This window comes from Sphingomonas xinjiangensis (genome assembly GCF_014199255.1).
GTDB classification, from domain to species: domain Bacteria; phylum Pseudomonadota; class Alphaproteobacteria; order Sphingomonadales; family Sphingomonadaceae; genus Sphingomonas; species Sphingomonas xinjiangensis.
Window position 1 is genome coordinate 421,676 of record NZ_JACIJF010000003.1, and the last position, 26,072, is coordinate 447,747.

Annotated in this window: 24 protein-coding genes; 10 read left to right on the forward strand and 14 right to left on the reverse strand. The window is 65.6% G+C overall.

The features are described from left to right. The first annotated feature begins 146 nt into the window (after positions 1-146). Entirely contained in the window at positions 147-3,530 is a 3,384-nt protein-coding gene (locus tag FHT02_RS07715; RefSeq protein WP_184086158.1) for a TonB-dependent receptor domain-containing protein, read from the forward strand. A 117-nt stretch (positions 3,531-3,647) separates the two neighbouring features. Further along, positions 3,648-4,634 carry a 2OG-Fe(II) oxygenase gene (locus FHT02_RS07720; protein ID WP_246352237.1) on the forward strand — a complete coding sequence of 329 codons (987 nt, stop codon included), beginning with the start codon at positions 3,648-3,650 and terminating at the stop codon, positions 4,632-4,634. A 3-nt stretch (positions 4,635-4,637) separates the two neighbouring features. Here the strand turns inward: FHT02_RS07720 and alr are convergent, their stop codons facing one another. The 6 genes from alr to FHT02_RS07750 form a co-directional block, all read right to left on the reverse strand. Next, the gene (gene alr / locus FHT02_RS07725) at positions 4,638-5,666 is read right to left on the reverse strand and encodes an alanine racemase (RefSeq protein ID WP_184086160.1); all 1,029 of its coding nucleotides are present in this window, start codon (positions 5,664-5,666) and stop codon (positions 4,638-4,640) included. 55 nt (positions 5,667-5,721) lie between these two features. After that, on the reverse strand, positions 5,722-8,394 hold the full coding sequence (gene metH, locus FHT02_RS07730) for a methionine synthase (RefSeq protein ID WP_184086162.1): 2,673 nt from the start codon (positions 8,392-8,394) through the stop codon (positions 5,722-5,724). 21 nt (positions 8,395-8,415) lie between these two features. After that, positions 8,416-8,937 carry a GNAT family N-acetyltransferase gene (locus FHT02_RS07735; protein ID WP_184086164.1) on the reverse strand — a complete coding sequence of 174 codons (522 nt, stop codon included), beginning with the start codon at positions 8,935-8,937 and terminating at the stop codon, positions 8,416-8,418. Between the two features lie 4 nt (positions 8,938-8,941). Next, on the reverse strand, positions 8,942-9,991 hold the full coding sequence (locus tag FHT02_RS07740) for a homocysteine S-methyltransferase family protein (RefSeq protein WP_184086166.1): 1,050 nt from the start codon (positions 9,989-9,991) through the stop codon (positions 8,942-8,944). Between the two features lie 151 nt (positions 9,992-10,142). Beyond that, positions 10,143-11,060 (reverse strand): methylenetetrahydrofolate reductase, encoded by a 918-nt coding sequence (gene metF / locus FHT02_RS07745; RefSeq protein WP_184086168.1) that lies wholly within the window; start codon positions 11,058-11,060, stop codon positions 10,143-10,145. Then, positions 11,057-12,010, reverse strand: coding sequence for an ArsR/SmtB family transcription factor (locus FHT02_RS07750; protein ID WP_184086170.1), 954 nt, complete (start codon positions 12,008-12,010; stop codon positions 11,057-11,059). The genes metF and FHT02_RS07750 overlap by 4 nt, the downstream gene beginning before the upstream one ends. 112 nt (positions 12,011-12,122) lie before the next feature. Between FHT02_RS07750 and FHT02_RS07755 the strand changes: the two genes are divergently transcribed. The 6 genes from FHT02_RS07755 to FHT02_RS07780 all read left to right on the forward strand — a co-directional run bounded on the left by FHT02_RS07755 (position 12,123) and on the right by FHT02_RS07780 (position 16,214). Continuing rightward, complete coding sequence (locus FHT02_RS07755) at positions 12,123-12,365, forward strand: hypothetical protein (RefSeq protein ID WP_184086172.1); 243 nt, start codon at positions 12,123-12,125, stop codon at positions 12,363-12,365. A gap of 31 nt (positions 12,366-12,396) precedes the next feature. Continuing rightward, a complete protein-coding gene (locus FHT02_RS07760; protein ID WP_184086174.1) occupies positions 12,397-12,567 on the forward strand; it encodes a hypothetical protein in 171 nt (56 codons plus the stop codon). Further along, positions 12,564-13,514 carry an aldo/keto reductase gene (locus FHT02_RS07765; RefSeq protein WP_184086176.1) on the forward strand — a complete coding sequence of 317 codons (951 nt, stop codon included), beginning with the start codon at positions 12,564-12,566 and terminating at the stop codon, positions 13,512-13,514. Before FHT02_RS07760 ends, FHT02_RS07765 begins: the two co-directional genes overlap by 4 nt. Before the next feature lie 75 nt (positions 13,515-13,589). Next, the gene (locus FHT02_RS07770) at positions 13,590-14,369 is read left to right on the forward strand and encodes a histidine phosphatase family protein (protein WP_184086178.1); all 780 of its coding nucleotides are present in this window, start codon (positions 13,590-13,592) and stop codon (positions 14,367-14,369) included. Continuing rightward, the gene (locus FHT02_RS07775) at positions 14,366-15,244 is read left to right on the forward strand and encodes an NAD(P)H-hydrate dehydratase (protein ID WP_184086180.1); all 879 of its coding nucleotides are present in this window, start codon (positions 14,366-14,368) and stop codon (positions 15,242-15,244) included. The genes FHT02_RS07770 and FHT02_RS07775 overlap by 4 nt, the downstream gene beginning before the upstream one ends. Positions 15,245-15,425: 181 nt before the next feature. Next, positions 15,426-16,214 (forward strand): SDR family oxidoreductase, encoded by a 789-nt coding sequence (locus FHT02_RS07780; RefSeq protein WP_184086182.1) that lies wholly within the window; start codon positions 15,426-15,428, stop codon positions 16,212-16,214. A 143-nt stretch (positions 16,215-16,357) separates the two neighbouring features. Here FHT02_RS07780 and FHT02_RS07785 read toward each other — a convergent pair whose 3' ends face one another. Then, positions 16,358-18,616 carry an NADP-dependent malic enzyme gene (locus FHT02_RS07785; RefSeq protein ID WP_184086184.1) on the reverse strand — a complete coding sequence of 753 codons (2,259 nt, stop codon included), beginning with the start codon at positions 18,614-18,616 and terminating at the stop codon, positions 16,358-16,360. Positions 18,617-18,796: 180 nt separating this feature from the next. Between FHT02_RS07785 and mutS the strand changes: the two genes are divergently transcribed. Then, positions 18,797-21,373: a DNA mismatch repair protein MutS gene (gene mutS, locus FHT02_RS07790; protein WP_184086320.1), complete on the forward strand. Its 2,577-nt coding sequence runs from the start codon at positions 18,797-18,799 to the stop codon at positions 21,371-21,373. A gap of 5 nt (positions 21,374-21,378) precedes the next feature. On the opposite strand, the gene FHT02_RS07795 is transcribed toward mutS, so the two are convergent. The 6 genes from FHT02_RS07795 to FHT02_RS07820 form a co-directional block, all read right to left on the reverse strand. Continuing rightward, complete coding sequence (locus tag FHT02_RS07795) at positions 21,379-22,350, reverse strand: alpha/beta hydrolase (protein WP_184086186.1); 972 nt, start codon at positions 22,348-22,350, stop codon at positions 21,379-21,381. A 372-nt stretch (positions 22,351-22,722) separates the two neighbouring features. After that, a complete protein-coding gene (locus FHT02_RS07800; RefSeq protein WP_184086188.1) occupies positions 22,723-23,268 on the reverse strand; it encodes a hypothetical protein in 546 nt (181 codons plus the stop codon). 39 nt (positions 23,269-23,307) lie between these two features. Then, entirely contained in the window at positions 23,308-23,730 is a 423-nt protein-coding gene (locus tag FHT02_RS07805) for a hemerythrin domain-containing protein (protein ID WP_184086190.1), read from the reverse strand. Positions 23,731-23,979: 249 nt separating this feature from the next. Beyond that, on the reverse strand, positions 23,980-24,447 hold the full coding sequence (locus FHT02_RS07810) for a RidA family protein (RefSeq protein ID WP_184086192.1): 468 nt from the start codon (positions 24,445-24,447) through the stop codon (positions 23,980-23,982). Beyond that, complete coding sequence (locus tag FHT02_RS07815; protein ID WP_184086194.1) at positions 24,444-25,091, reverse strand: HAD family hydrolase; 648 nt, start codon at positions 25,089-25,091, stop codon at positions 24,444-24,446. The genes FHT02_RS07810 and FHT02_RS07815 overlap by 4 nt, the downstream gene beginning before the upstream one ends. Beyond that, a complete protein-coding gene (locus tag FHT02_RS07820; protein WP_184086196.1) occupies positions 25,088-25,354 on the reverse strand; it encodes a DUF3572 family protein in 267 nt (88 codons plus the stop codon). The genes FHT02_RS07815 and FHT02_RS07820 overlap by 4 nt, the downstream gene beginning before the upstream one ends. Before the next feature lie 37 nt (positions 25,355-25,391). On the opposite strand from FHT02_RS07820, the gene FHT02_RS07825 reads away from it, so the two are divergent. Next, entirely contained in the window at positions 25,392-25,805 is a 414-nt protein-coding gene (locus tag FHT02_RS07825; RefSeq protein WP_184086198.1) for a response regulator, read from the forward strand. 15 nt (positions 25,806-25,820) lie between these two features. On the opposite strand, the gene rpmG is transcribed toward FHT02_RS07825, so the two are convergent. Then, complete coding sequence (rpmG, locus tag FHT02_RS07830; RefSeq protein ID WP_184086322.1) at positions 25,821-25,988, reverse strand: 50S ribosomal protein L33; 168 nt, start codon at positions 25,986-25,988, stop codon at positions 25,821-25,823. Positions 25,989-26,072 lie beyond the last annotated feature (84 nt).

The following is a 26,072-nucleotide window of genomic DNA, read 5'->3' on the forward strand; positions in this document are numbered from 1 at the left end:
CGTGGTGATCGTAACTAACGGAAATTCATAGTAACATTGCTGCAACACATGAGAGCGGAAATTGGCGCGTTAGAATAATCCTGCTTGCCGCTTTTCGAAGAAAGCATTTCATTGCGCCTTGCATGAAGCACAGGGGCAATAAACGAATGAAAATCTCTAATCTGATGGGAGCTACCGCGCTGGCGAGTGCGGCGTTCCTCTTCCCTCAGATCGCGCTTGCGCAGGCCAGCCAGCCCATCGAGGCGGCGCCGTGCAATGAGGATCCGAACGGCGATCCGAACTGCGTGCAGGATGCAACTGGGGCCGAAGCCGAGTCAGGTACCGTGACCATCACCGGTTCGCGCATTCGTCGTCCGAACCTGGAATCCACGGTTCCGGTCACCTCGTTGTCGGGCGAGCAGTTCTTCGCACAGGGCGATTCGAACATCGGCGACACGCTGAACGAATTACCGCAGCTGCGCAGCACCTTCTCGCAGCAGAACCCCGGTCTCGGCATCGGCATCGCCGGGCTCAACCTGCTTGATCTGCGCGGCCTAGGAACGGCGCGTACGCTGGTGCTGGTCAACGGCCGCCGACACGTCGCTGCGGACATCCTGAACAACGCCGTCTCACCCGACATCAACAGCATTCCGAACGATCTGATTGAGCGCGTCGACATCGTTACAGGCGGTAACTCTGCCATCTACGGCTCGGACGCCATAGCTGGGGTCGTCAACTTCGTCTTGCGCCGCGACTTCGACGGCGTGCAGGTCCGCGGCCAGACCGGCATCTCGCCCGATGGTTTCGGTGCCAATCAGTACATCTCTGGCATGGTCGGCCAGAACTTTGCGGAAGGTCGGGGCAACGTCACGCTGCACGCAGAATACTCCAATCAGGATCGCGTGTTCGGGTCGGAGCTTCCTTGGCTCCGTCGTGTGGACGGCACGGCCGTCGTCGACGTCGATCCCTCCGGTTTGCCGAACGGCAGCGACGGTTTTCCGGACTCGATCTTCCTTCGCGACATTCGCAGCGCCTCGATCAATCGCTTCGGCCTGGTGCCCATCAATCAGAGCGCAGCCCAAGCTGGTTGCGGCATCGGTGCGGGCGCCAGCAATGGCGCGACATCCTCGGTGGGCGGAACGCCCTTTAATTGCACGTACTTGTTCCAGCCTGACGGCGCTTTCGTCACGCAAACCGGTTCTCGCTATGGCACCGGCGTGATCGGCGGCATTCTTGGCGGCAATGGTCAAACCGGACGGGAGGGCAAGCTCCTCTCGATCCAGCCTGAAGTGAAGCGGTACAACTTCAATCTGCTGGCGCACTTTGCCATCAGCGAAGCCTTCGAGCCTTTTGTTGAGGCGAAGTACACCCGCGTGGATGCAGTCGGTAACAACGCGAGCCCGACTGGCATCCAAGGCACTTTCAGCCAGTTTGACTTCCGTGAGCGGACGCGGCTCGACAATCCCTTCCTGACGCCTGCTCAACGCACGCAAATTGCGAATCTGCTCCTCGCTTCGGGATGCAACCCGAGCCTTCAGGTCTCTTGCGCCGCTGCACGGTCGACCACGGCAGGACAGGGCACGGGCGGTCAGCTCAACGCGGCGGACATCGCCGCGATCAATGCGGGCACCTATCGCTTCGTCACCGCGCGGTCGCTTGAGGACGTCGGCAATCGCGACGAAGTCTTCCGGCGTGACACGTACCGGATCGTCGGCGGCGTGCGCGGCACGTTCAACGAGGATTGGGGCTACGAAGTCTCATTGAACTACGGGAAGTTCGAGCAGACCGTCGACACGAATGGCTATGTCGATCGTCAGCGTTTCATGCTGGCACTCGACGCCGGACGCAACCCGGTGACGGGCGCAGTCCAGTGCCGTTCGCAGTTCGACCCGACTGCCGCCGTCGCGTTCGACTCGGGTGCGTTCCGGACGGGCGCAGCGTCGCGCACCAGTCCCGGCCAGCCGGGGCGGCTTGCCTCTGACATCGCCGCCTGCGTGGCGTATAACCCGTTCGGCGCAGCCAATAATCAGGCTGCTGTGGATTATTTCACGCGCCGCGCGCACACCGACGCGTCGCTGGAGCAGTTCGTCGCATCGGCGTTCGTGTCAGGTGACCTGAGCCAATTGTTCGAACTGCCCGGCGGTCCGATCGGCTTTGCAATCGGCGCGGAATATCGGCGCGAAGACGGCACCTATTTCGACGATGCGTTCGTCGGCGAGGGCAACGCCGCTGCGGGGACGCAGAGCAACACCAACGCAGTTGTGATTGGCAACTTCGATCCGCCCGCCTTCGTTGTGAAGGAGCTGTTCGGCGAACTTCGCTTGCCCCTCGTCAAGGACGTGTTCCTGCTGCACGAACTAAGCCTCAGCGGCGCGGCGCGCGTGGCGGACTACAACAACGCTACCGGCACCGTGTGGACGTACAATGCAGGTGTCGATTGGGCGCCGGTGCAGGATCTGCGCCTACGCGCAAACTACAGCCGTGCGGTTCGTTCTCCGAACCTGTCCGAGCTGTACTTCCCCCCGGTGGCCAATTTCGCGCCCGGCTTTGTGGATCCCTGCTCGCCCAACCAGCTCGCAAACAATCCGAACCGTCCAGCTAACTGCTTGGCGCAGGTCGGCGGCAATGCCGCGATCCTCGCCGGGATTCCCAACGTGACGCAGTCGCTGGCGGTGATCAGCGGCAGCAATCCCAACCTTGAGGAAGAAAAGTCGTCTTCCTGGACTTTCGGCGGCGTGTTCCAGCCCCGGTTCGTTCCGGGGCTCTCGCTCAGCGTCGACTATTACAACATCAAGGTTGAGAACGTGATCGTCTCGCTAGGCGCGCAAGCGATCGCCAACAACTGCGTGGATCAGCCGACGACCGACAATGTGTTCTGCAGCCTCTTCCAGCGCTACCTCGGCCCGACGCCGGGCCCTCTCGCCGAAGTGCAGGGACAGATTGCGGGTAACACGCTGATCCAGGCGGGTGTCAACTTCGCAGCGCGTAAGCGTCGCGGCATCGACACCAACCTGGCATACCGCACCAATCTGGGCGGTGATGTCACGCTGAGCACGAATGTGATCTACACGCACAATCTCCAGATCAGCAATTTTGAGAATCCTGCTCTGCCGGACTTCGAGAACCGAGTTCTGGGTGAACTGGGCGATCCCAAGGACGAGTTCCGCTGGGATACTGATATCGGGATCGGTGCGTTCACGCTGGGCTATCGCATGCGCTACATCGGTCCGATGTACACCAGCCTATACGAGAACTTCCAACCGCTTCCGAGCGCTTGCTCCACGCCTACCACGTGCCCGCCGAACAACCTGGACGTGGTCAGCCCGGAGGAGTTCCCGTCGGTATTCTACCACGATCTGCGCTTCGCGTATCTCGTGAACAAGAAGTTCGAGTTCTATGTCGGGGCCGACAACATCCTCAACACGCACCCGCCGCTCGGCCTTTCTGGCACCGGCACTGTGGGCGCCAACGGCGACCGCGGGACCGGCAACGCCGCAATCTACGACGCCTTCGGCCGTAAGGTGTACGCGGGCTTCCGCGCGCGCTTCTAAGCCAGAGCAAGCACTTACTCGGGGGGATCGGAACAATGTTCCGGTCCCCTTTCGTTTGCCTGGCCGAGCGCTGCTTTAGGATGGCGTGCCCAGGCTGAGCATGGCACCTAAGCTTCGATGACAAACCAGATGCCAATCGGAGGGCGCGCCGAAATACTGGCGCAGAACGGCAGAGTGCCGGAAGCGCTGGCGCTCTTGCACGATGCCGCGGCGAGCAAGGACCCCGACGCATGTTTCTCTCTGGCTTTGTGGCACCTTGCAGGCCGGTTCGTTCCACGCGACCTGGCGCGCACGCGCGCCTATCTACGCGCCGCCCGCGAACTGGGCGATGCCGATGCCGCCGCGATGGAAATAGCGCTGACCGCCAACGGTACCGGAGCACCGGCGGACTGGTCTGGCGCACTTCGCCTCCTGCGCGGCGCAGCGCTGCGAAACTCCACGGCAGCGGCCGAACTGAAGCTTGTCGAGGCCATGGACCTAGCGGACGATGGGAAGCCCACCCGCCTGCCCAAAGCGGAACAACTCGTACCCGACGGCGCTGTCATCCGCTTCCAAAACCTGCTGACCGCCGGCGAGTGCGAACTGATCGCGCAAGCGGCTGCCGGATGGCTGGAGCCCGCGGTGGTGGTCGATCCGCGAACCGGCCAGCAGGTTCGGCATCCGCATCGTACCTCCGACGGCGCGGTGTTGGGGCCAACCCGGGAAACCCTTCCGATCCGCGCGATCAACCAGCGCATTGCCGCAATCAGCGGCACGGCCACTGAACAAGGCGAAGCGTTGATCGTGCTCCGCTACGCGCCGGGGCAGGAGTTCCGCCCCCATCTCGATGCGCTGCCCAACACCCACAATCAGCGCGTCATCACGGTATTAGTCTATCTGAACGACACGAATGGCGGTGAAACGCGCTTTCCGACCTATGGTTTGGACGTGAAACCAAGGATGGGCGACGCGATCCTGTTCCGCAACACGCTTCCGGGCGGATCGCCCGACCCACGTGCTATTCATGCAGGCGCCCCAGTCACACAGGGTGTGAAATGGCTCGCAACCCGCTGGATTCGCGCGCGTCCGTTCGACGTCTGGAGCGGGCCCGAAAGCGCCGCCTGAGCCTCAGCCCCACATCCTCGCATAACGCTGGCCAAGTCCAGTCAGCAGCTCATATTGCGACAACCCGCTTACCGCGGCGGTTTCCGGCAGCGCATAGCACAGTTCGACCCAGTCGCCCTCGCGCAGCGCGGGCGCACCGTCCGCGCAGATCGCTAGCAGATCCATCGACACGCGGCCGAGTACCGCAAGCGCCACTTCCCCGAACCGCGCCCGCCCCTTCCCCGAAAAGCACCGCAGGTACCCGTCGGCATAGCCGATGTTGAGGATCGCAACCTCGGTATCGGCCGTCGCGGTGAACGTCGCGTTGTACCCCACGCTCTCGCCCGCCTTCACCAAGCGGCGTTGCAGCACCTGCGCCTCGAGCCGCACGACCTGGCGGATAGCGCCGGCCAGTTCGCGGCGGGCAACGCCGCCATACAGCGCCAGCCCGGGCCGGGTCAGGTCGAACCGATAGTCTGCGCCCAATGCGATCCCCGCCGAGTTGGCCAGGCTCATCCGCCGCGCCGCCGTCCGACCGTGCAAGCCCGCGAACCGCGCCTGCTGGCGCGCGTTCATCGCGCTGTCTTCGTCGGCGCAGGCGAGGTGGCTCATCAGCGTCTCGATCTGCAACCCGTCGAGCAGCCCCGCCGCGACATCCTCCACCGACACGCCCAGCCGATTCATGCCGGTATCGACCATCACGTCGCACGGTCCGCCGTCCGCATCCCGCCAGCGCCGCACCTGCTCGGCGGTGTTGAGCACCGGGCGCACGCCCTCGGGCCGATCGGCCATGTCCTCCGCGCGCACGCCGTGCAGCACCGACAATTGCACACCCAGATCGGCAAGCGCGCGCGCCTCGCTCCAATGCGCGACGAAGAAGTCGCGGCACCCCGCCTGCGCCAGCCGCCGAACCACTTCGCGCGCGCCCAGGCCATAGCCGTCTGCCTTAACTGCCGCGCCGCACGCCGCGGCGCCGCTCATCACGGCAAGCGTCTTCCAGTTATGGATCAGGGCGGCGCCATCGAGCCGCAGGCGAAGGGGGGAGGAGGTCATCGGCTTCGGTTAGCGACCCGCAGGCCACGACGCAAAGCCGATGGGGCTCCACCTGTCAGTCCAGATTCGGCCGCAGCCAGCGCTCGGCCTGTTCCAGGCTCACGCCGCGGCGCGCCGCATAGTCCTCGAGCTGGTCGCGCCCCACCCGCGCCACGCCGAAATACTCCGCCTGCGGGTGCCCGAAATAGAAGCCCGACACCGCCGCGGTCGGCAGCATCGCAAAGCTCTCGGTCAGCGTCGCGCCGGTGTTCGCCTGCGCTTCCAGCATCTCGAACAGGATTGGCTTCAGGCTGTGCTCGGGGCAGGCCGGATAGCCCGGTGCGGGGCGGATGCCGCGATACTGCTCGCGGACCAAGGCTTCATTGTCCAGCTGCTCGCCCACGGCATAGCCCCACAAAGTGGTGCGCACATGCTGGTGCAGCCGCTCGGCGAACGCCTCGGCCAGGCGATCGGCCAAAGCCTTCAGCAGGATGTCCGAGTAATCGTCGATCGCTGCCTTGAAGCGTTCCAGATGCGGCTCGATGCCATGGATCGATACGGCAAAGCCGCCCATCCAGTCGCCATGTTCGTCGATGAAATCGGCAAGGCACATGTTGGCCCGGCCCTCGCGCTTGGCGATCTGCTGACGCAGCATCGGCAGGCGAACGCTCGCTTCCTTGCTGCGGTCGAGATTGGGGACATGAAAGAATTCAGGCACGCTCGCGCCATCCGGGCTGCGATGCGCCTCGGGATGCTGCGTCTGCACCCAGATGTCGTCGCCATGGCGGTGGCACGGCCACAGCCCGGCAACACCGCGGGCGGTCAGCCATTTTTCGGCGATGATCTGGTCGAGCATCTTCTGCGCATCGGCGAACAGGCTGGTCGCGCTTTCGCCCACCACTTCGTCCTGGAGGATGGCGGGATAATTGCCCGCCAGTTCCCAGGCGCGGAAGAACGGCGTCCAATCGATATAAGCGCGCAGGTCGGACAGATCCCAATCCTCGAACACATGCACGCCGGGCTGGTTCGGCTTGCCCGGCTTCAGCGCCATGTCGGCGACAAACGCTTTTTCGCGCGCTACGGCGAGCGGCAGCAATTCGCTCTGTCCCTTGCCGGCACGCGCCACGCGCACCTGCTCATATTCGGCGGCGATCTTCGCCACATAATCGTCGCGCTGCGTGTCGGAGACCAGAGCCGTGGCCACGCCCACCGCGCGCGACGCGTCGAGCACATGCACCACCGGTCCCTTGTACATCGGCTCGATCTTGAGCGCGGTGTGGACGCGACTGGTGGTCGCTCCGCCGATCAGCAGCGGCATGGTCATCGCCGATCGCTGCATCTCCTCGGCCACGGTCACCATTTCGTCCAGCGACGGGGTGATCAGCCCCGACAAGCCGATCATGTCGGCGTCATTCTCGTTCGCCGCCTCGATGATCTTCGACCAGGGCACCATGACGCCCAGATCGACCACGTCGAAGCCGTTGCACTGGAGCACCACGCCGACGATGTTCTTGCCGATGTCGTGGACGTCGCCCTTTACCGTGGCCATGATGACCTTGCCCTTGCCCTTGGCGCCGGGCTCCTTGGCGGCCTCGATGAACGGCAACAGATGCGCCACCGCCTTCTTCATCACGCGCGCGGATTTCACCACCTGGGGCAGGAACATCTTGCCCGATCCGAACAGGTCACCGACCACGTTCATGCCGTCCATCAGCGGGCCTTCGATCACTTCGATCGGCCGCGCGAATGCTTGGCGGCATTCCTCGGTATCGTCGACGACATGCGCGTCGATGCCCTTCACCAGCGCATATTCGAGCCGCTTGGTAACCGGCAGGCTGCGCCATTCCGCCGCTGCCTTCTCCGCCACCGCATCGGTGCCGCGAAACTTCTCGGCCAGCGCGACCAGCCGCTCGCCCGCATCGGGGTCGCGGTTGAGGATGACGTCCTCGCACGCCTGGCGCAGCTCGGGCTCGATCTGGTCATAGACATCGAGCTGGCCGGCATTGACGATCGCCATGTCCATGCCCGCGGGGATCGCGTGGTATAGGAACACCGAGTGCATCGCTTTCCGGACCGGCTCGTTGCCGCGGAACGAGAAGCTCAGGTTCGAAAGCCCCCCCGAGATATGGCAATGCGGGCAGCGCGCCTTGATCTCGCGGCATGCCTCGATGAAGTCGACGCCGTAATTATTATGTTCCTCGATCCCCGTCGCGACCGCGAACACATTGGGATCGAAGATGATGTCCTCCGGCGGGAAGCCGATCCCGACCAGCAGGTCATAGGCGCGCGCGCAGATCTCGACCTTGCGCTCCTTGGTATCGGCCTGGCCCACTTCGTCGAACGCCATCACCACCACCGCGGCGCCATAGGCCATGCATTTGCGCGCATGGTCGAGGAACTGATCGACGCCTTCCTTCATGCTGATCGAGTTGACGATCGGCTTGCCGGACACGCACTTCAGCCCCGCCTCGATCACGTCCCACTTGGACGAATCCACCATCACTGGGATGCGGGCGATGTCGGGCTCAGCCTGGATCAGCTTGAGAAAAGTGGTCATTGCCTCGTGCGCGTCGAGCAGGCCCTCGTCCATGTTGACGTCGAGCACCTGCGCGCCAGCCTCGACCTGCTGCAGCGCGACTTCCACCGCGGCGGCATAGTCGCCGTTCATGATCAGCTTCTTGAAGCGCGCGGAGCCGGTGACGTTGGTGCGCTCGCCGATATTGACGAAGCCTGTGGAAAGGTTGGTCATGGGTCTATTCTATCTTGGAGGTCAGGCAGCGAGCGGGCGCGCAAGGACAACATCGTCATACAGCGTTCCGCCGATGTCGAACTTGCGCGTGGCGATCTGGTCAAAGCCGTTCTTGCGGTAAAAGGCGATGGCGCGTTCGTTGGCCCCGTAAACGCCGAGCAGCAGCCGCGCATGGCCCTGCGCTCCGGCGACCACGGCCTGCATCAGGGCAGCGCCCACTCCCGTTCCGTGGAAGCGGGACAGGGTGTAGATACGCTTGAGTTCAATATCGCCATCCTGCGCGCCCTCGATCTGGGGCTTGGTGAGAAGGGCGAACCCGATCGGGGCCGCGCCCGGCGCGATCTTGGCAAGCCATGCGCGGCCACCGTCGCTCAGATATTGCGCATAGCGCTCGGCACTGTTCGCGCCCAGGCAATGCTCCACGATCGCTGATCCCGACAGCACGCCAGCAAAGGTGTCGAGAAAGGATGCAGCGCCGATCACCGCAAGCGCGGGTGCGTCGGCAAGCCCCGCCTCACATACTGTCCAATGTGTGTCCGGCATCGGCTCAGGCCGCCACCATCGTGAACGGCTCGAGCCCGGCCAATCGCGTCTGCACTGGCGGCTTGGGAATCGCGCGCGGCGGCAGAGCCTGCACGGCGTCGGCGATCGCCTTGATATGCGCTGGCGTGGATCCGCAGCATCCGCCGAGCACATTCACCTGCCCCGCATCGGCCCATTCCTTGACCAGCCCGGCAGTCGTCGCCGGTTCCTCATCATAGGCACCGAGTTCGTTGGGCAGCCCGGCATTGGGATAAACCATGATCAGCGTATCGCAGAGCGCCGAGAGCGTCTTCACATGCGGCCGCAGCTGTTCCGCGCCGAACGAGCAATTAAGCCCGATCGTGACCGGCCGGGCATGCCGCACCGCGTGCCAGAACGCCTCCACCGTGTGGCCCGACAGGTTGCGCCCAGAAAGGTCGGTGAGCGTCATCGACAGCATGATCGGCAGATCGCGCCCCAGCGCCTCGCCCGCCTCGATCGCCGCCATGATCCCCGCCTTGGCGTTCAGCGTGTCGAACACTGTCTCGATCAGGATGAAGTCCACCCCACCCTCGACCAGCGCGTCGATCTGCTCGCGATACACGTCCTTCAGATGATCGAAGTCGATCTCGCGATAGCCCGGATCGTTGACGTCCGGCGACAGCGACAGCGTCTTGTTCGTCGGCCCCAGCGCCCCGGCAACGAAGCGCGGGCGGCCGTCCCTTGCTTCGAACTCGTCGGCAATGGTCCGGGCGAGCTTGGCGCTTTCGACATTGATCGCCCGCACCAGATGCTCGGCGCCATAATCGGCCTGGCTGATCCGGTTGGCCGAAAAGGTGTTGGTCTCGGCGATGTCGGCGCCCGCCTCGAAATAGGCGCGGTGGATCGACGCCGGCACCTCGGGCTTGGTCAGCGCCAGGATATCGTTGTTGCCCTTCTGGTCGTGGCTCAGCCCCAGATCGCCGGCATAGGCCGCTTCGTCGAGCTTCCAGTTCTGGATCTCGGTCCCGAACGCGCCGTCGGTGATCAGAATGCGCTTGGCGGCCTCAGCCAGCAGTTTTTCGCGTGCAGTCATCGTTTCACTCTCATGCCTCCCGGACCGGGGAGGGGGACCGCCAGCGCAAGCTGGTGGTGGAGGGGGCCCTCCTCATAGTTCTCTGCTGGTGGAGGGCCCCCTCCACCAAGCCGCTTCGCGCCTTGGCCCCTCCCCGTTCCCGGGAGGGTTATTAAGCCGCGATCATCCCCGCAGCCGCCCGGGGCCGAACCCCCAACAAGTGGCAGATCGCGTAGCTAAGCTCCGCCCGATTGAGCGTGTAGAAATGGAACTGCCGCACGCCGCCAGCATACAGCTTGCGGCACAATTCCGCCGTCAGGGTCGCCGCCACCAGCTGACGCGCGGCGGGATGGTCGTCCAATCCCTCGAACAGCGTCTCCATCCACCCGGGCACTGCCGTGCCGCACATCGCCGACATGCGCACGACGCTGGCATAGTTCATCACCGGCATGATCCCGGGCACGATCTCGGCGTTGATCCCCGCCTTCGCGGCGTCATCGCGAAATCGAAAAAACGTCTCGGGCTCAAAGAAGAATTGCGTGATCGCCCGGTTCGCGCCGGCATCGATCTTGCGCTTCAGATTGTCGAGATCGGCCTGCGCATGCTCGGAATCCGGATGGCATTCGGGATAGGCCGCGACCGAAATCTCGAACGGGTGCAGCTTGCGGAGCCCCGCGACCAGATCGGCGGCATTCTCATAGCCGCCCGGATGGGTCGCATATTTCTCGCCGGCGCGCGGCGAATCTCCGCGCAGCGCGACGATGTGGCGAACGCCGGCCGCCCAATATTCCTGCGCGACCTGATCGATCTCCTCGCGCGTCGCCTCGACACAGGTCAAGTGCGCGGCGGCCGGAATCGCCGTCTCGCGGGCGATCCGCGCCACCGTGTTGTGGGTCCGCTCGCGGGTGGTGCCGCCCGCGCCATAGGTCACGCTGACGAAGCGCGGCCCCAGCGGCGACAGCGTCTGGACCGAATCCCACAGCGTTTCTTCCATCTTCTCGCTTTTGGGCGGGAAGAATTCGAAGCTCACATCGATGTCGCCAGCCACATCGGCGAACAGCGGCGGGGCCAAAGGATCCACGTTGCTCATGCCGCCTTCACTTCCCTTATTTCTTCGCCGGTCTTGCGACCCAGCCATAGTTTCACGGTGAGTTCGCCGCCCTCCAGGGTTTCCACCGAGACCGGGGACAGCCCGGCCGAGGCGAACCAGCCCAGCACCTGCTCGTCGGAAAAGCCCAGCCGGGCATGCGCGTCGCGGGTGCGCAGTTCCTCGCGCTCGTGCGGGGCGAAATCGACGATCAGCAGCCGTCCTCCATCGCTCAGCACCCGCCCGGCCTCCCCGATCGCCGCACCGGGCTGCTGCGCGAAGTGAAGTACGTGGTGCAGGATCGCAGTGTCCGCGCCGCCATCGCTTAGCGGCAGCGCATACAGGTCGGCCTGGCGCAACTCGGTGTTGTCGAGCCCTTGTTCGGACAGCTTCACCCGTGCCAGCCGCAGCATCTCGGACGACCGGTCGATGCCCAGCGCCTGGCGCGCCTTGGGCCCGAACAGTTCGATCATGCGTCCGGTGCCGGTGCCGATATCGACCAGCTGACCGAGCGACCCGTCGCCCAGCGCTCTCGCCATCGCGGCCTCGACCTGGCTTTCGGCGACGTGGAGCGACCGGATCGCGTCCCACTGCCCGGCGTTCGTTTCGAACCACTCCGCCGCCGCGCTCGCCCGGTCGGCGCGCACCGCAGCCAGCCGCGCCTCGTCGGCGATCGTCCAGTGATCCTGCTCGTTCCAGCTGTCGAACGCTTGGAGGATCGGCTGCACCTTGTGGTCCGCGCCCAACGCGACGAACACCCAGCTACCTTCCTTGCGTCGCTCGGTGAGCCCCGCGTCGCACAGGATCTTCACATGGCGCGACACCCGCGGCTGGCTTTGGCCGAGCACCTGGGCGAGTTCACCGACGCTCAGCTCCATCGAACGCAGCAGCGCCACGATCCGCAACCGCGTCGAATCCGCCAGCGCGCGGAAGATGGAAAGGGCCGAGTTCATGTGGAATATAGATATAAAGATATCTTTATATCAGGTCAATCTAGCACGCCCATTGCCTCGCGGGTCGACGCCGGATACCTCCGTTTTCCGCGTCGACAAGAAGGTATACTTTATGCGCACCCTCCTCTTTCCCGCCCTCGCACTGCTCGCGCTCTCGGCCTGCAACAACAAGGCGCAGAACGAAGCCGCCGAAGCCAATGAGACCATCACCGGCGACAGCAACACCATGGGTGAAGCAGTCGCCGACGTGAACGCCGCCAATGCGGCGACCGACGCCGCCTTCGACGCTGCCGAGAACAGCTACGAAGCCAATGTCACCGACGAAGGCGTGGCAGGCAACGACATCACCGACTAACCGTTGGGGGTCCTCATATAGGAGAAGCAGGATGCGTGTCTTGCGGTTGCTGCCCCTCGCCCTGGCGCTCACTGCCTGCGGGCGGGCTGACGAAGACCCCAGCGGGTTGAGCCCCGATGAGGCGCGTCGGCTGAACGAAGCGGCGGCGGCGATCGACATCAATTCCAGCACGCCCGTCAATCTTTCGGAGGACGCCCAATGACCCCCACCCGCGAACTCGGCGCCAGCGGCTTGACCATTCCTCCGCTGGTGCTCGGCGGCAACGTCTTCGGCTGGACAATCGACAAGGCGCAGAGCTTCCGCATCCTCGACCGCTTCGCCGAAGCCGGCGGGGTGATGATCGACACCGCCGACGTCTATTCGGCCTGGGTCTCCGGTCACCAGGGCGGCGAGTCCGAGACGATCATCGGCGAATGGCTCCGCACCTCGGCCAAGCGGGACCAGGTGCTGCTCGCCACCAAGGTTGGCATGCTGCCGGGCGAAGGCGGCACCGGCCTCGCGCCCGCCCGCATCGCCGCCGCTGCCGAAGCCTCGCTGCAGCGGCTGGGCGTCGACACGATCGACCTCTATTACGCACACCAGGACGACGACAGCGTTCCCCAAGAGGACGTGCTCGCCGCGTTCGGCGCGCTGATCGACGCCGGCAAGGTGCGCGTGCTCGGCGCCTCGAACTTCCACGCGGTTCGCTTCAAAGCGGCACTCGACATCGCCGCGCGCGAGGGGCTGCCACACTACCGAGTGCTCCAGCCCGAGTATAATCTGGTGAGCCGCCACAAGTTTGAAGGCGAGCTCCAGAACCTGTGCGTCACGCACAATATCGGTGTGCTGCCCTATTACGGACTCGCCTCGGGCTTCCTGACCGGCAAGTACCGCAGCGACGCCGATCTCAGCAAAAGCGTGCGCGGCGGCCGCATGGGCGAATTGCTCAAGGGCAAGGGCGGCGCGGTGCTGGCCGCGATGGGCGCAGTGGCCGCCGAAACCGGGGCCAGCCATGCCCAGATCGCCCTCTCCTGGCTTGCCGCGCAGGACGGCGTCACCGCGCCGATCGCCAGCGCCACGTCCATCGAGCAGCTCGATGAACTGCTGGACGCCTGGAATGTGACGCTGACCGCCGACCAGCTCGACCGCCTCACGACGGCGGACATCTGACAATAGCTGAGGCCAGCGCACGCTCGACCTCGTACTCAAGTGAACCAAACCCCTCCCCCGGCATTTTCCCCAGCAATGCCTGATCAGACCCATCCCCGCTGGCCGACGCGCCTCTGGATCGTCCGCCACGGCCAGAGCGCCGGCAACGTCGCTCGCGACCGTGCGCACGAATCTGGCGAGCACCGCATCGGCATCGACATCCGCGACGTCGATGTGCCGTTGTCGCAGCTTGGCGAGCAGCAGGCCGACGCGCTCGGCCGCTGGTTCGCAACGGGCAAGGGCAATGGCCAACCCGACGTGATCCTCGCCAGCCCCTATATCCGCGCTCGGGAAACCGCCCGCCGCGTGCGCGACGCGGGGGGTGCGCACGCCGACGAGCCAATTTGTGCCGACGAGCGCCTGCGCGAGAAGGAGTTCGGCATCCTCGACGGGCTCACCACCGCGGGCATCCACGCGCTTCAGCCCGACCAGGCCGAGTTCCGCCGCCTGCTCGGCAAATTCTATCACCGCCCACCGGGCGGCGAGAGCTGGTGCGACGTCATCTTCCGCCTGCGCTCGCTGCTGGACACGGTGTCCCTGCATTACGGCGGTCGACAGGTAATGATTGTCGCGCACCAGGTTGTCGTGCTGTGCCTGCGCTACATCATCGAAAACCTTTCGGAGACGGAGATCCTAGCGATCGACAAGGCTGGCGACGTCGCCAATTGCTCGGTCACCGAATATGCCTTCGACCCCCAGGCCGGCAAGGATGGCGGCATGACGCTGGTGCGCTATAACGTCACCGCCCCCGTCGAGCAGGACGCGGTCGCCCAAGTCACCTCGGAGCCCGACCTGCCAGTGGCGGCGCGCGGATGACACCGCTCGATAGCAGCTGGCTGGCGGCACGCCCGCTGCCCCAACCCGACGGCGACATCGACAAGAACAGCCGCGGCCGCGTGCTCGTCGCCGGCGGGTCAGAAACCGTCCCCGCCGCGCTCCGCCTCACCGGCGAAGCCGCGTTTCGCGCCGGCGCTGGCAAGGTGCAACTCGCCACGGTGGAGCGCGCCGCACTGGCGCTTGGCCTAACCATGCCGGAGGCGGCGACATTTCCGCTGCCCGCCAACGATGCCGGCGAGCTCGGCGCCGCCGCGGGCTCAGTGCTGGCCGGCTATCTGGACCGCTGCGACACACTAGTGCTCGGCCCCGGCATGGGCGCCGAGGCAGCCGCTACCGCGATTCTGTCGGCCGTAATCGGCGAACCGCGCAAAGGCTTGTCGCTCGTGATCGACGCCGCTGCGCTGGGGGCATGCGCCGACATGCCCAACGCTGTCCGCGCGCATGAAGGTCGTGTCGTCCTTACCCCACACCCGGGCGAAATGGCGCAACTGATGCAGCGCGACAAAAGTCGCCCCGAGGACGATCCCGAAGCCCTAGCCTGCGAAGCGGCCGAACGCTTCGGCGCCACCGTGCTGCTCAAAGGCGCGCAGACCTGGATCGCCTGCCCAAACCAGCCGGTACTCCGTTTCGCCGGGGGCGGTCCAGGCCTCGCCACCGGTGGATCGGGCGACGTGCTCGCCGGCATCATCGGCGGACTGCTGTCCCGCGGCACGCCCCCGCGTACGGCGGCCGCCTGGGGAGTGTGGCTTCATGGCGAGGCTGGCCGCCGCTGTGCCGAGCAGATCGGCCAGCTCGGTTTTCTCGGCCGCGAACTGTTGCCCCATATCCCCCGCCTGATGGCCAGCCAGCGCTGAACGCGATACGACCCGCCGAATACCTTGGAAGATCGGGTATGGCTTGTTACCACTCCGATAGCGCGGTAGCCTGACCCGCTTAGAACAACAGGAACGCGCGGCGGCGCTCTGCCGCTACGAATTCGCGTTCAGGAATGACACTACGAGATCCCAAGCGGGACGAGCGCGCGAGGAGAAGCACATGGACACGAACAGCCTGTTTCGCCTCGACAACCGCGTTGCGCTCGTCACGGGCGGCTCGCGCGGGATCGGCAGGATGATCGCCGCCGGCTTCGTCGCCCAGGGCGCGAAGGTGTATGTGTCGTCGCGCAAGGCCGAAGCATGCGAGGAGACCGCTTCCGCGCTCGGCCCCAATTGCATCGCGCTGCCGATGGACGTGGCGACCGTGGAAGGCTGTCAGGCGCTCGCCGCTGCACTCGCCGCCCGCGAACAGCAGCTCGACATCCTCGTCAACAATGCCGGCTCGGCGTGGGGCGAAGCGTTCGACATCTTTCCCGAAAAAGGCTGGGACAAGGTTATGGAGCTGAACGTGAAATCGCCCTTCTTTCTCACCCAGGCGTTGCATGGGCTGTTGAAGGCGTCGGGCGCGCAGGGCCGCCCGGCCAAGGTGATCAACATCACCTCGGTCGACGGCCAGCGGGTAAATCCCTGGGAGACCTACAGCTACCAGGCGTCCAAGGCGGCGCTGATCCACTTGACCCGCCGCATGGCCGCCCGGCTGATCCGCGACCAGATCGTCGTCTCCTCGCTTGCCCCCGGCGCCTTTCCCAGCGACATGAACAAGGCCGCGCGCGATCATGGTGACGGCGTCGCCAAGCGGATCCCGGCAGGACGGATCGGCATGGAAGAGGACATGGCCGGGGCCGCCATCTACCTCGCCAGCCGCGCTGGCGATTACGTCGTCGGCGAGACGCTCACAGTGGATGGCGGTTTGGTCAATGCCAGCCTGGGCGGCAGCATCGACGCATAACGAAATCCTCCCTGAGCTTGCTCGGGGAGGCGGACCGTGCGCAGCATGGTGGAGAGCCGCCGCAGGGCGGCGGTAACCCACCGCACTCTCCACCACCGCCTTCGGCGGCGGTCCCCCTCTCCCAGCAAGCTGGAGGATCTTGTTCAGCGCGCGATGCCGCCTGCGGCGAGCACCGCCAACGTCACCAGTTCGCTGGCGGTCGCGGTCATCGGCGCGATCTGCACGGGCTTTTCCATGCCGATCAGCATCGGACCGATCGTGGAATCGCCGCCCAGCTCGCGCAGCAGCTTTGCCGAGATATTCGCCGATTGAAGCCCCGGCATGATCAGCACGTTCGCCGGACCGGACAGCCGCGCGAACGGATAGTTCGCCAGCTGCTTCGAGTTGAGCGCCACGTCCGCAGACATCTCGCCTTCATATTCGAACTCGGGCTTGCGCTCGTCGAGCAGCTTAATCGCGCCGCGCACATGCTCGAGCCAGCGGCCCTCGGGATTGCCAAAGGTCGAATAGCTCAGAAATGCGACGCGGGGTTCGTGGCCCATGCGCCGCGCAACCTGTGCGGTGCCCTCGGCGATCTGCGCCAGCTCCTCGGCGCTCGGGCGCTCGTTCACCGTAGTGTCGGCGATGAACACGGTATGCGACTGGCCGACCAGCACGTGCATGCCAAAGGCGGTGCGGCCCGGCGCATAGTCGATCACGCGGCGCACCTGGCGCATCGTCTCGGCATAGGTGCGCGTGACGCCGGTCAGCATGGCGTCACCCTCCCCCAGCTGGAGCAACAGCGCGCCGAAGATGTTGCGGTCGCGGTTGACCAGCCGTTCGATGTCGCGGCGCAGATAGCCGCGGCGCTGGAGCCGTTCGTAGAGGAACTCGACCATTCGTGGCACCAGCGGCGAATTGACACTGTTGTGGAGCTCGAAGCCTTCGGGGTCGGCGCCCAGCGCCTTCAACCGATCATGCACCGACTCGCGGCCGACCAGCACCGGAATGCCATAGCCGCCTTCCTTGAAGGCGATGGCAGCGCGCAGCACCACTTCTTCCTCGCCCTCGGCGAAGATCACTCGCTTGGGATGCGCGCGCGCGCCCTCATAGGCCAGACTGAGCACCGAGGTGGTCGGATTCAGGCGTGCGCGCAGCGACTGGCGATACGCCGCCATGTCGGTGATCGGCTTGGTCGCCACGCCCGAATCCATCGCCGCCTGGGCAACGGCGGCGGGAACGATCTCCATCAGCCGCGGATCGAACGGCGCCGGGATGATATAATCGGGGCCGAAGCTGTGCTGTGTGCCATAGGCGGCAGCGACTTCCTCTGGCACCTGCTGGCGGGCCAGTTCGGCCAGGGCGCGGGCTGCGGCGACCTTCATCGCGTCGTTGATCGTCGTCGCGCGCACGTCAAGCGCACCGCGGAAGATGAACGGGAAGCCCAGCACGTTGTTGACTTGGTTTGGATAATCCGAGCGGCCGGTGGCGATGATCGCATCCGGGCGCGCTTCCTTGGCCAACGGTGGGCTAATCTCCGGATCGGGATTTGCCATCGCGAACACGATCGGCCGCGGCGCCATGGTTTTCAGCAACTCGGGCGGCAGCGAGTTGGCCGAGGCCAGGCCGACGAACACATCGGCGCCGTCGATCGCCTCGGCAAAGGTGCGCTTGTCCGTGGCCACGGCGTGCGCCGACTTCCACTGGTTCATGCTCTCTTCGCGGCCCTGATAGATCACGCCGTTCAGGTCGCACATCAGCAGATGGTCGTGCGGCAGGCCCATCGCCTTGATCAGTTCCGCGCACGCGATCGCGGCGGCGCCGGCGCCCAGCATCACTACCTTGGTATGCTTGATGTCGCGCCCTGTCAGGTGCAGCGCGTTGATCAAGCCGGCGGCGGCAATGATCGCGGTGCCATGCTGATCGTCATGGAACACCGGAATGTTCATGCGCTCCCGAAGCGTCTGCTCGATCACGAAGCATTCGGGGGACTTGATGTCTTCCAGATTGATGCCGCCAAAGCTCGGCTCCATCAGTTCGACCGCGTCGATGAAGCGGTTCACGTCCTCCGTCTTCAATTCGATATCGATCGAATCGACATCGGCGAAGCGCTTGAACAGCACCGCCTTGCCTTCCATCACCGGCTTGGACGCGAGCGCGCCGAGATTGCCGAGGCCCAGAATGGCCGTGCCGTTGGAGATCACCGCGACCAGATTGCCCTTGGCGGTATAGTCATAGGCGAGCGAGGGATCCTCAGCGATGGCGCGCACCGGCACCGCGACGCCGGGCGAATAGGCGAGCGCCAAGTCGCGCTGAGTCGCCATCGGCTTGGATGCGACGATTTCGATTTTACCGGGCCGCCCTTCCGAATGGTAGCGCAGTGCCTCGCGCTCGGAAAACTGGACCTTCGATTCCTCAGACATTCAACTCTCCTGGTCTCCTTCCTTTAGGGTGACGGTTCCGTAGCTGCAATCGGGCGATGCCCTTCACCGGGAAACGAATTGTTGCCCGCCGAGTCGTCCCCAGGAAAGCGGCAGCCGGGTGTTGATCGGCGCGGCGCATCGGCTACCGAACACTGCATGTCTTCCGCTGCCCCCACGCCGATGATGACGCAGTATCTCGCCTTGAAGGCCGAGGCCGAGGACTGCCTCCTGTTTTACCGCATGGGCGACTTCTTCGAGCTGTTCTTCGACGATGCCAAGGTGGCCAGCGCCTGCCTCGATATTGCATTGACCGCGCGAGGTGAGCACGAGGGCGAGCGCATCCCGATGTGCGGCGTGCCGGTGCATGCGATGGAGGGCTACCTCGCGCGGTTGATCAAGGCCGGCCACCGCGTCGCCATCGCCGAACAGACCGAAACGCCCGAACAAGCCAAGAAGCGCGCCGGATCGAAAGCGCTGGTCGCGCGCGACATCGTCCGGGTGGTGACCGCCGGCACGCTTACCGAGGAAACCCTGCTCGACAGCCGCTCGGTGAATTGGTGCGCCGCGATCGGCGAGGCGGGCGGCAGCGTTGCCATTGCTTGTGCCGACATCTCCACCGGGCGCTTCGAGATCATCGAAACGGATTCCGAGCGCGTCTCGGCCGAGATCGCCCGCCTCTCGCCCGCGGAAACCATTGCCTGCGATGCTTCGGCCTTCGACGCACTCGCGACCGTGCTGCGCCCGCGCCAAGGCTTCGACAGCGCCGGCGGTGAGGAACGGCTGAAGTCGCTGTTCGGCGTTGCCACCCTGGACGGTTTCGGCAGCTTCTCGCGCGCGGCGCTGGCCGCGGCAGGCGGGCTGGTCGCCTATCTTGATCACACTGCCAAGGGCTCGCTCCCCTTCCTGCGCCCGCCGCGACTGAGCCGGACCGAGGCGTTCATGGCGATCGACGCAGCGACGCGTGAGAGTCTGGAACTGTGTGTCAGCCAGGCCGGCGTGCGTAAGGGCAGCCTGCTCGACAGCGTCGATCGCACGGTAACCGGTGCAGGTGCGCGGTTGCTGGGACAGGATATCGCGACGCCGCTGATGGACCGCGCTGCAATCGATGCGCGGCTCGACCTGGTTCAACGCTTCCACGAAGATGCTGGCGTGCGCGACATGGTGCGCGGCGCCTTGCGTGCATTGCCTGACATTGGCCGCGCGCTGGGCCGGCTCGCTGCTGGACGAGGGTCGCCGCGCGACCTTGGCCAGCTCCGCGACGGACTCGACGGCGCGTGGCGGCTGGGCGAGCGGCTCGCCGCGCTGAAGGATGTGCCCGCGCTGCTCGGCCGGCTGATCCCGCAGCTGCGTGGGCACGGCGCGCTTATCGACCTGCTGTCGCGCGCGCTGGTGCCCGAGCCGCCGGTGGACGCCGCGCATGGTGGATACATCACGGAGCGCTATGACGCCGCGCTCGATGATCTGCGTGATGCGGGCGCCGGCGGGCGGCGCGCAATTGCCGCGCTGGAGGCCCACTATCGCAGGCGGACCGGCATCGGCGCGCTCAAGATTCGCCACAACGGCGTGCTTGGCTATCATATCGAAGTCCCCGCGCGCGCCGCCGACGCGCTGATGGCGCCCGACAGCGGCTTCACGCATCGCCAGACGCTGGCAGGCGTGGTCCGCTTCAACGCCCCGGAACTGCACGAGGTAGCGGTAAAAGTGACTCAGGCCGGCGCCCATGCGCTCGCCGCCGAAGCCGCGCATCTCGAGGATCTTACCACCAAAGCACTAGACCGCCGCGAGGCCATCGCCGCGACCGCCGACGCGCTCGCCCGCATCGACGTCGTCGCCGGGCTCGCCGAACGCGCGGCGGAGAGCAACTGGGCCCGCCCCGCTTTGGTCGAGCATAGCTGCTTCGACGTGGAGGGCGGTCGCCATCCCGTGGTCGAAGACGCCGTGGCACGCTCCGGCGGCCGCTTCGTCGCCAACGACTGCAAGCTGTCGGAAAGCTCGCGGCTATGGCTCGTCACCGGCCCCAACATGGGCGGCAAATCAACCTTTCTGCGCCAGAACGCGCTGCTCGCCGTGCTCGCCCAGGCCGGCAGCTATGTACCCGCCACCAGTGCGACATTGGGCCTGGTCGACCGGCTGTTCAGCCGCGTCGGCGCGTCGGACAATCTCGCGCGCGGGCGCTCGACCTTCATGGTCGAGATGGTCGAGACGGCCGCCATCCTCGCTCAGGCCACGCCGCGCAGCTTCGTGATCCTTGATGAGGTCGGGCGCGGAACGTCGACCTATGACGGCCTAGCCATCGCCTGGTCGGTGGTGGAAGCGATCCATGAGGAGAATCGCTGCCGCTGCCTGTTCGCCACGCACTATCACGAACTGACTCGCCTAGCCGAGCGCTGCGACGCTTTGAGCCTCCACCATGTCCGCGCGCGCGAGTGGAAGGGGAACCTCGTCCTCCTTCACGAACTTGCCGACGGTCCCGCCGACCGCAGCTATGGCATCGCTGTCGCGCGCCTCGCGGGCATGCCGCCCAGCGCGATCAAACGGGCCAAGGCTGTGCTCGAGAAGCTGGAAGCAGGCCGCGAGAAGACCGGCGGACTCGCAGCGGGGCTAGACGACTTGCCCCTCTTCGCCGCCATGGCGCAGCAGGAGGAAGCACAGGTAGACGCACTGCGCAGCGAACTGGGCGCGCTCGACCTCGATGCGCTCAGCCCGCGCGAGGCGCTTGAAGTACTCTACCGGCTAAAGGCGTTGGCCGGCGACTGAGCCGCTCAGCCGCGGAACACGCCCTTGCGTGCGCCATAGGCATGGAACAGCCCGGGCCACGCCGATCCGGGCAACTCCTTCGGCAAGCGCACGCCAAAGCCATGCCCGCCTTCGTCGAACAGGTGCATCTCCCCCTTGCGCCCGGCCTTCAGCGCCGCATCGTAGAGCGCCAGGCTGTTTGCCACGGGCACCACGTCATCATCGACGGCATGCACCAGGAACAGTGGTGGCGTGTCCGCCCCCACCCGCTGCTCGACCGACGCGTGGCGCAGCGCCTCACGCGTGGCGTTCGGTCCCAGCAGATTGTCCCGCGAACCGGCATGCGTGATCGCTGCATCCAGGTTGATCACTGGGTAGACCAGCCCGGCGAGATCAGGTCGCGCCGGCAGTTGGTCCGCGGGGTCGACCGGCGCATATACCGCCTCGCCATGTCGCGTCGCCAGCGATCCGGCCAGATGGCCGCCCGCCGAGAACCCCAGCACGGCGACGCGCTCGGGATCGACGCCAAACCGCGCCGCCTGCTGGCGGATTACCCGCATGGCCCGCTGCGCGTCCTGCAGTGGCACCAGTTCGCGCTTTTCCCACCCCTCGCCCGGCAAGCGATAGAGCAGGATGAAGGCCGTGACGCCGCGCGCATTCAGCCACGCCGCCTGCTCAACGCCCTCATTGTCATAGGCCAGAAAACCATAGCCGCCCCCCGGCACCAGTAGCGCCGCGCTGCCGTTCGGCCGGCGCGGCCGCCGCACCACCACCGCCGGCTCGTCGATGCCCGTAACCCAGCGGTCGCTATGGCCCGGACGCTTCGACTGGTCGGCCGCTTTCCGCATGATGGCGGCCCCGCGATATCCGGGCGGTCGGCCGGGCCACAGCCGCACCACTTCGTCGCCAACACCAAGCTGCGCCGTCGCTCCTGGTCCCGCGGCCCCGCCCAACAGCGCCACGCCGCCTCCCAACACTGCGCGTCTCGTCGGCATCATCGCGCTGCATCCTCTCAGGATTGTCACAAGCCCAAAATGAAAGAGGCCGCCGAGCACCCGTCAGGGCACCCGGCGACCTCCGACATGGTCAGCGGCCGGAGTGTTCCAGCCCGGGAGACCATGCGGGCCGCGTTGCCGGCGTTGCGGAAGGCATCTGCCCGTCCGCACCCGGCGTTAGCGGCGCGTCTCCCGAACGAACTGAACCGACCTCACTGCTGAACCATGAGACATCGGATCACCTCCTTTCGCTAGTTGAAGAGCCTGTGCCTTTCGACACGCTGCGAATGTGAATCACGGCGCGTTTCAGAACAAGCCTTGTTTTGCATTTCTTTCTGCGCAACTCTGGAGTTCTGGGCCAAATGGATCGCTGCCTTAGCGCCGGCAATCCTCCGCCACGCGAAGAATCTCCGGCCAGGCCGGCACCACCAGCGGCGGCTGCCCGGCCATTTCCACGATGAAGCGCCCGCGGCTGAAGCCCATCGCGTCAATCAATCCGTCGCGCGCGCCAAGGCTGGCGGACAGTTGTCCATCGCCACCGGGGACAAGCTGCACTGCGCGCACGGTTGAACTGGTCCGGATCGTCGCCGACGCGGCCCCTGTCCCCGCGCCTGCGCGTGACAACAGCACCCCGCCCGCGCTGGAATTGCAGCGCAGCGTAAGCACCGGCGCCGCGCCCAACCGACCAAACGCTGCGACGCTGCCCGCCCCCTCGCGCCGATAGGTCCAGGTGCCGGGCGTCAACGCCCAGTCCCGCCAATCAGCCGACGGGGCCGGACGCGACGCCGGGGGCGGCGGGGCTGCGGGCGTGGGGACCGGAATCGGCGGCGCGGCGCGCGGGGCGGGCTCGCTCGGGGCGACGCAGCCCGCCAGCGCGAGCAGCGCAACGAAGGTCAGGCTTTGCACAAGAACAGGACGCATGCCCCGCTTATGCGGTAAGCACGCGCAGGCCTCAACCGTTCACGCGGCGCACCGTGTCATCACTCGGTCGGCGTGCGGATACAGCTGAGCTTCCTCCATCGCCCCGCGCGCGGCGACGCACGACAGCACGGCTCGTGTGGCCACACCGAAATCTCCCCATTCGCGGTTGATCCGGTCCACCGGCCAATCAAGTACATAGGTGCGAAACCATTCGACGAGCACACCATGTTCCTGGCGGCAGCGCAGCGCGAGCACGGTCGCGACCGCGTCGCCGGAGTAGAGCAGCGGATCGTAGACGCAGCGGTCCTCGCGCTCGCAATGATCGCTCAGCACCCGCATCACGCGCCAGCGTAATCCCGCCACACTGGCGCTATCGGGCAATTGCGCCGTGACCACGCGCGACAATTCGGCGGCCAGCGCTTCCAACTCCCGATGTTCCGCGCAAAGCTCGTCGATCAGCATGCCTGCCCCCTTCGCTCGCGATCTAGAGATTGTCGGATCGATTCGGGAGTAAGTAGAATCCGTAGCGCCTTCAAGAACATACCCGCGCCTGGCCGCGTCGCGCGAGAAACGGCGAAACGCCACGCCGACACGTCCAGTTCGGCTCAACCCACGGCTTCCGGCGGCTGCTTTAAAAGCCGCGCGGCTTCGGGGTAAGAACGCCGAGGCGTTATACCCGGCCCTTTCGGCGCACTCTCGCCGTTGCCGTGATCAGCTGCGGATCTGCACCACTGCGTCGATCTCCACCGCTGCGCCCAATGGCAGCACCGGCACGCCCACGGCGCTACGGGCATGGCGCCCGGCATCACCGAACAGCGCCTGCATCAGTTCCGAAGCGCCGTTAGCCACCTTGGGCTGATCGGTGAAGCCCGCCGCCGAGTTAACGAACACTCCAAGCTTCACTATTCGCTCGACGCGCGACAGATCGCCGCCGAGCGCCTTCTTGATCTGCGTGACGACCATCAGGCCACAGCGCTGCGCCGCTTCCTGGCCAAAGGTCAGATCGCGATCCTCGCCCAGCCGGCCGGTCATCAGTTCGCCGTCCTTGAACGGCAACTGCCCGGACAGATGCAGCATGCCGCCCGCCTCCACGGCAGGAACATAGGCCGCGACTGGCGCGGCCGCTTCGGGAAGAGAAAGGCCGAGTTCGGCCAGCTTTGCGTCGATGACAGCAGTCATGCCGACGCTGAACCACCAGACGCGGCGGCGGTCAAGCCTTGCGCGAAGCGCGCTTCAATCCACCCTTGCGCCTCCTTCCAGTCGTCGATGCGGGCATGGGCGTGCGGCGCAGGTGCGATGTGCGGCGCCATGTCGGGCTCGGACACCATGTGTAGGCGGTGGACCTGCGGCACGGTGCGTGCGACCGATTCGTGATGCTGGGGCAGATCGTCGACGAACACCGTTACGGGATTGCCGAACTCGGCCACCAGCCGCGCCACTGCCGGCCCCTTAGGTCCCTGATTGCACTCGACCCGATAGGCGATGTCATGCTCGTCCAACTGGGCAATGCGATGGGGGCGGCAATGGTCGCGCAAGTTGGTCAGTACGACGATGTCCGCCCGCTCGGCAATGGCGGCCAGGGCCCCGCGGGCGTGCGGCACCAGCGTCTGCCGGGCCATCTCGTCAGGAAAGAAGCCATCGAGCAACTCCCACATGCGCGGGGCCTCAACGATGCTGTCATCGGCGCGGCGGCGCATCGCATTCTCGAATCCACCCAGGGCCAGCGACAATTCGATGTCGTGCGCTTCGTCCAGCCAAGTGCCAAAATGGCGGACCATATGGAGCAGCACTTCGTCGCAATCGGTGATCAACAGGGGCTTCATGCACGCTCCAGCATCGCGCGTGCGGCGACGAGTTCGGCGGGGGTGCTGCCGATCTCGACGGCACAGGCGATCAGATCGGGCTCATGCGCTTCCAGGAAGCCGAGCGCGGCGGCGAGCAGCGCAGGATCGCCAATCCGGGCGCGCAGCTCCTCGGGCGTAAGACCGGTCAGGTCGAGCAAGCGATTCGCACGCCCCGAATCGCCCAGCGTCCACACCAGCGCCTGCAACGCCAACGCATCGGCATTTGTCTCAGCGGGCACCATCGCCTAACAGGTCCTTGTAATCATTACGGGTGCTGGCGTGGCAAAAAGGGTGCTCGTTGTCGAGGACAACGAACTCAATCTGAAACTGTTCTGCGATCTGCTGCGGGCGCATCGCTTCGCGGTGGAGCCGGTGAAGGACGGGCGCGAGGCCGTGGCCAAGACACGCGAATTCAACCCCGACCTAGTCGTCATGGACATCCAGATGCCGCACGTAACCGGATTGGAGCTGATTCGCGAGATGAAGCGAGACACCGAACTGCACACGATCCCGATCATGGCGGTGACCGCTTATGCCGGGCGCGAGGACGAGGAACGCATTCGCGCCGCCGGCGCGAATGCCTACGTGTCCAAGCCAATTTCGCTGGCGCGCTTCATGGAGGAAGTACGCGCGCTGGTGCCGGGCAGCACCGAAGAGCTGGAGGAAGAGGAAGCAGACGATACGGGGGAATAAGTCCCCCGCAGGCACTTACTTGATCTTGGCTTCCTTGAACTCGACGTGCTTGCGCACGACCGGGTCATACTTGCGGAAGTTCAGCTTCTCGGTCTGCGTGCGCGGATTCTTCTTGGTAACGTAGAAGAAACCCGTGTCCGCCGAGCTGACGAGCTTGATCTTGACAGTGGTCGGCTTGGCCATGACCCGAAACCCTTGATTGCAAAAATGGAAAAGCGGCGCGCGTCTGCGCACCGCTGACAGGTGCGGGCGGATGCGCCACTCCGC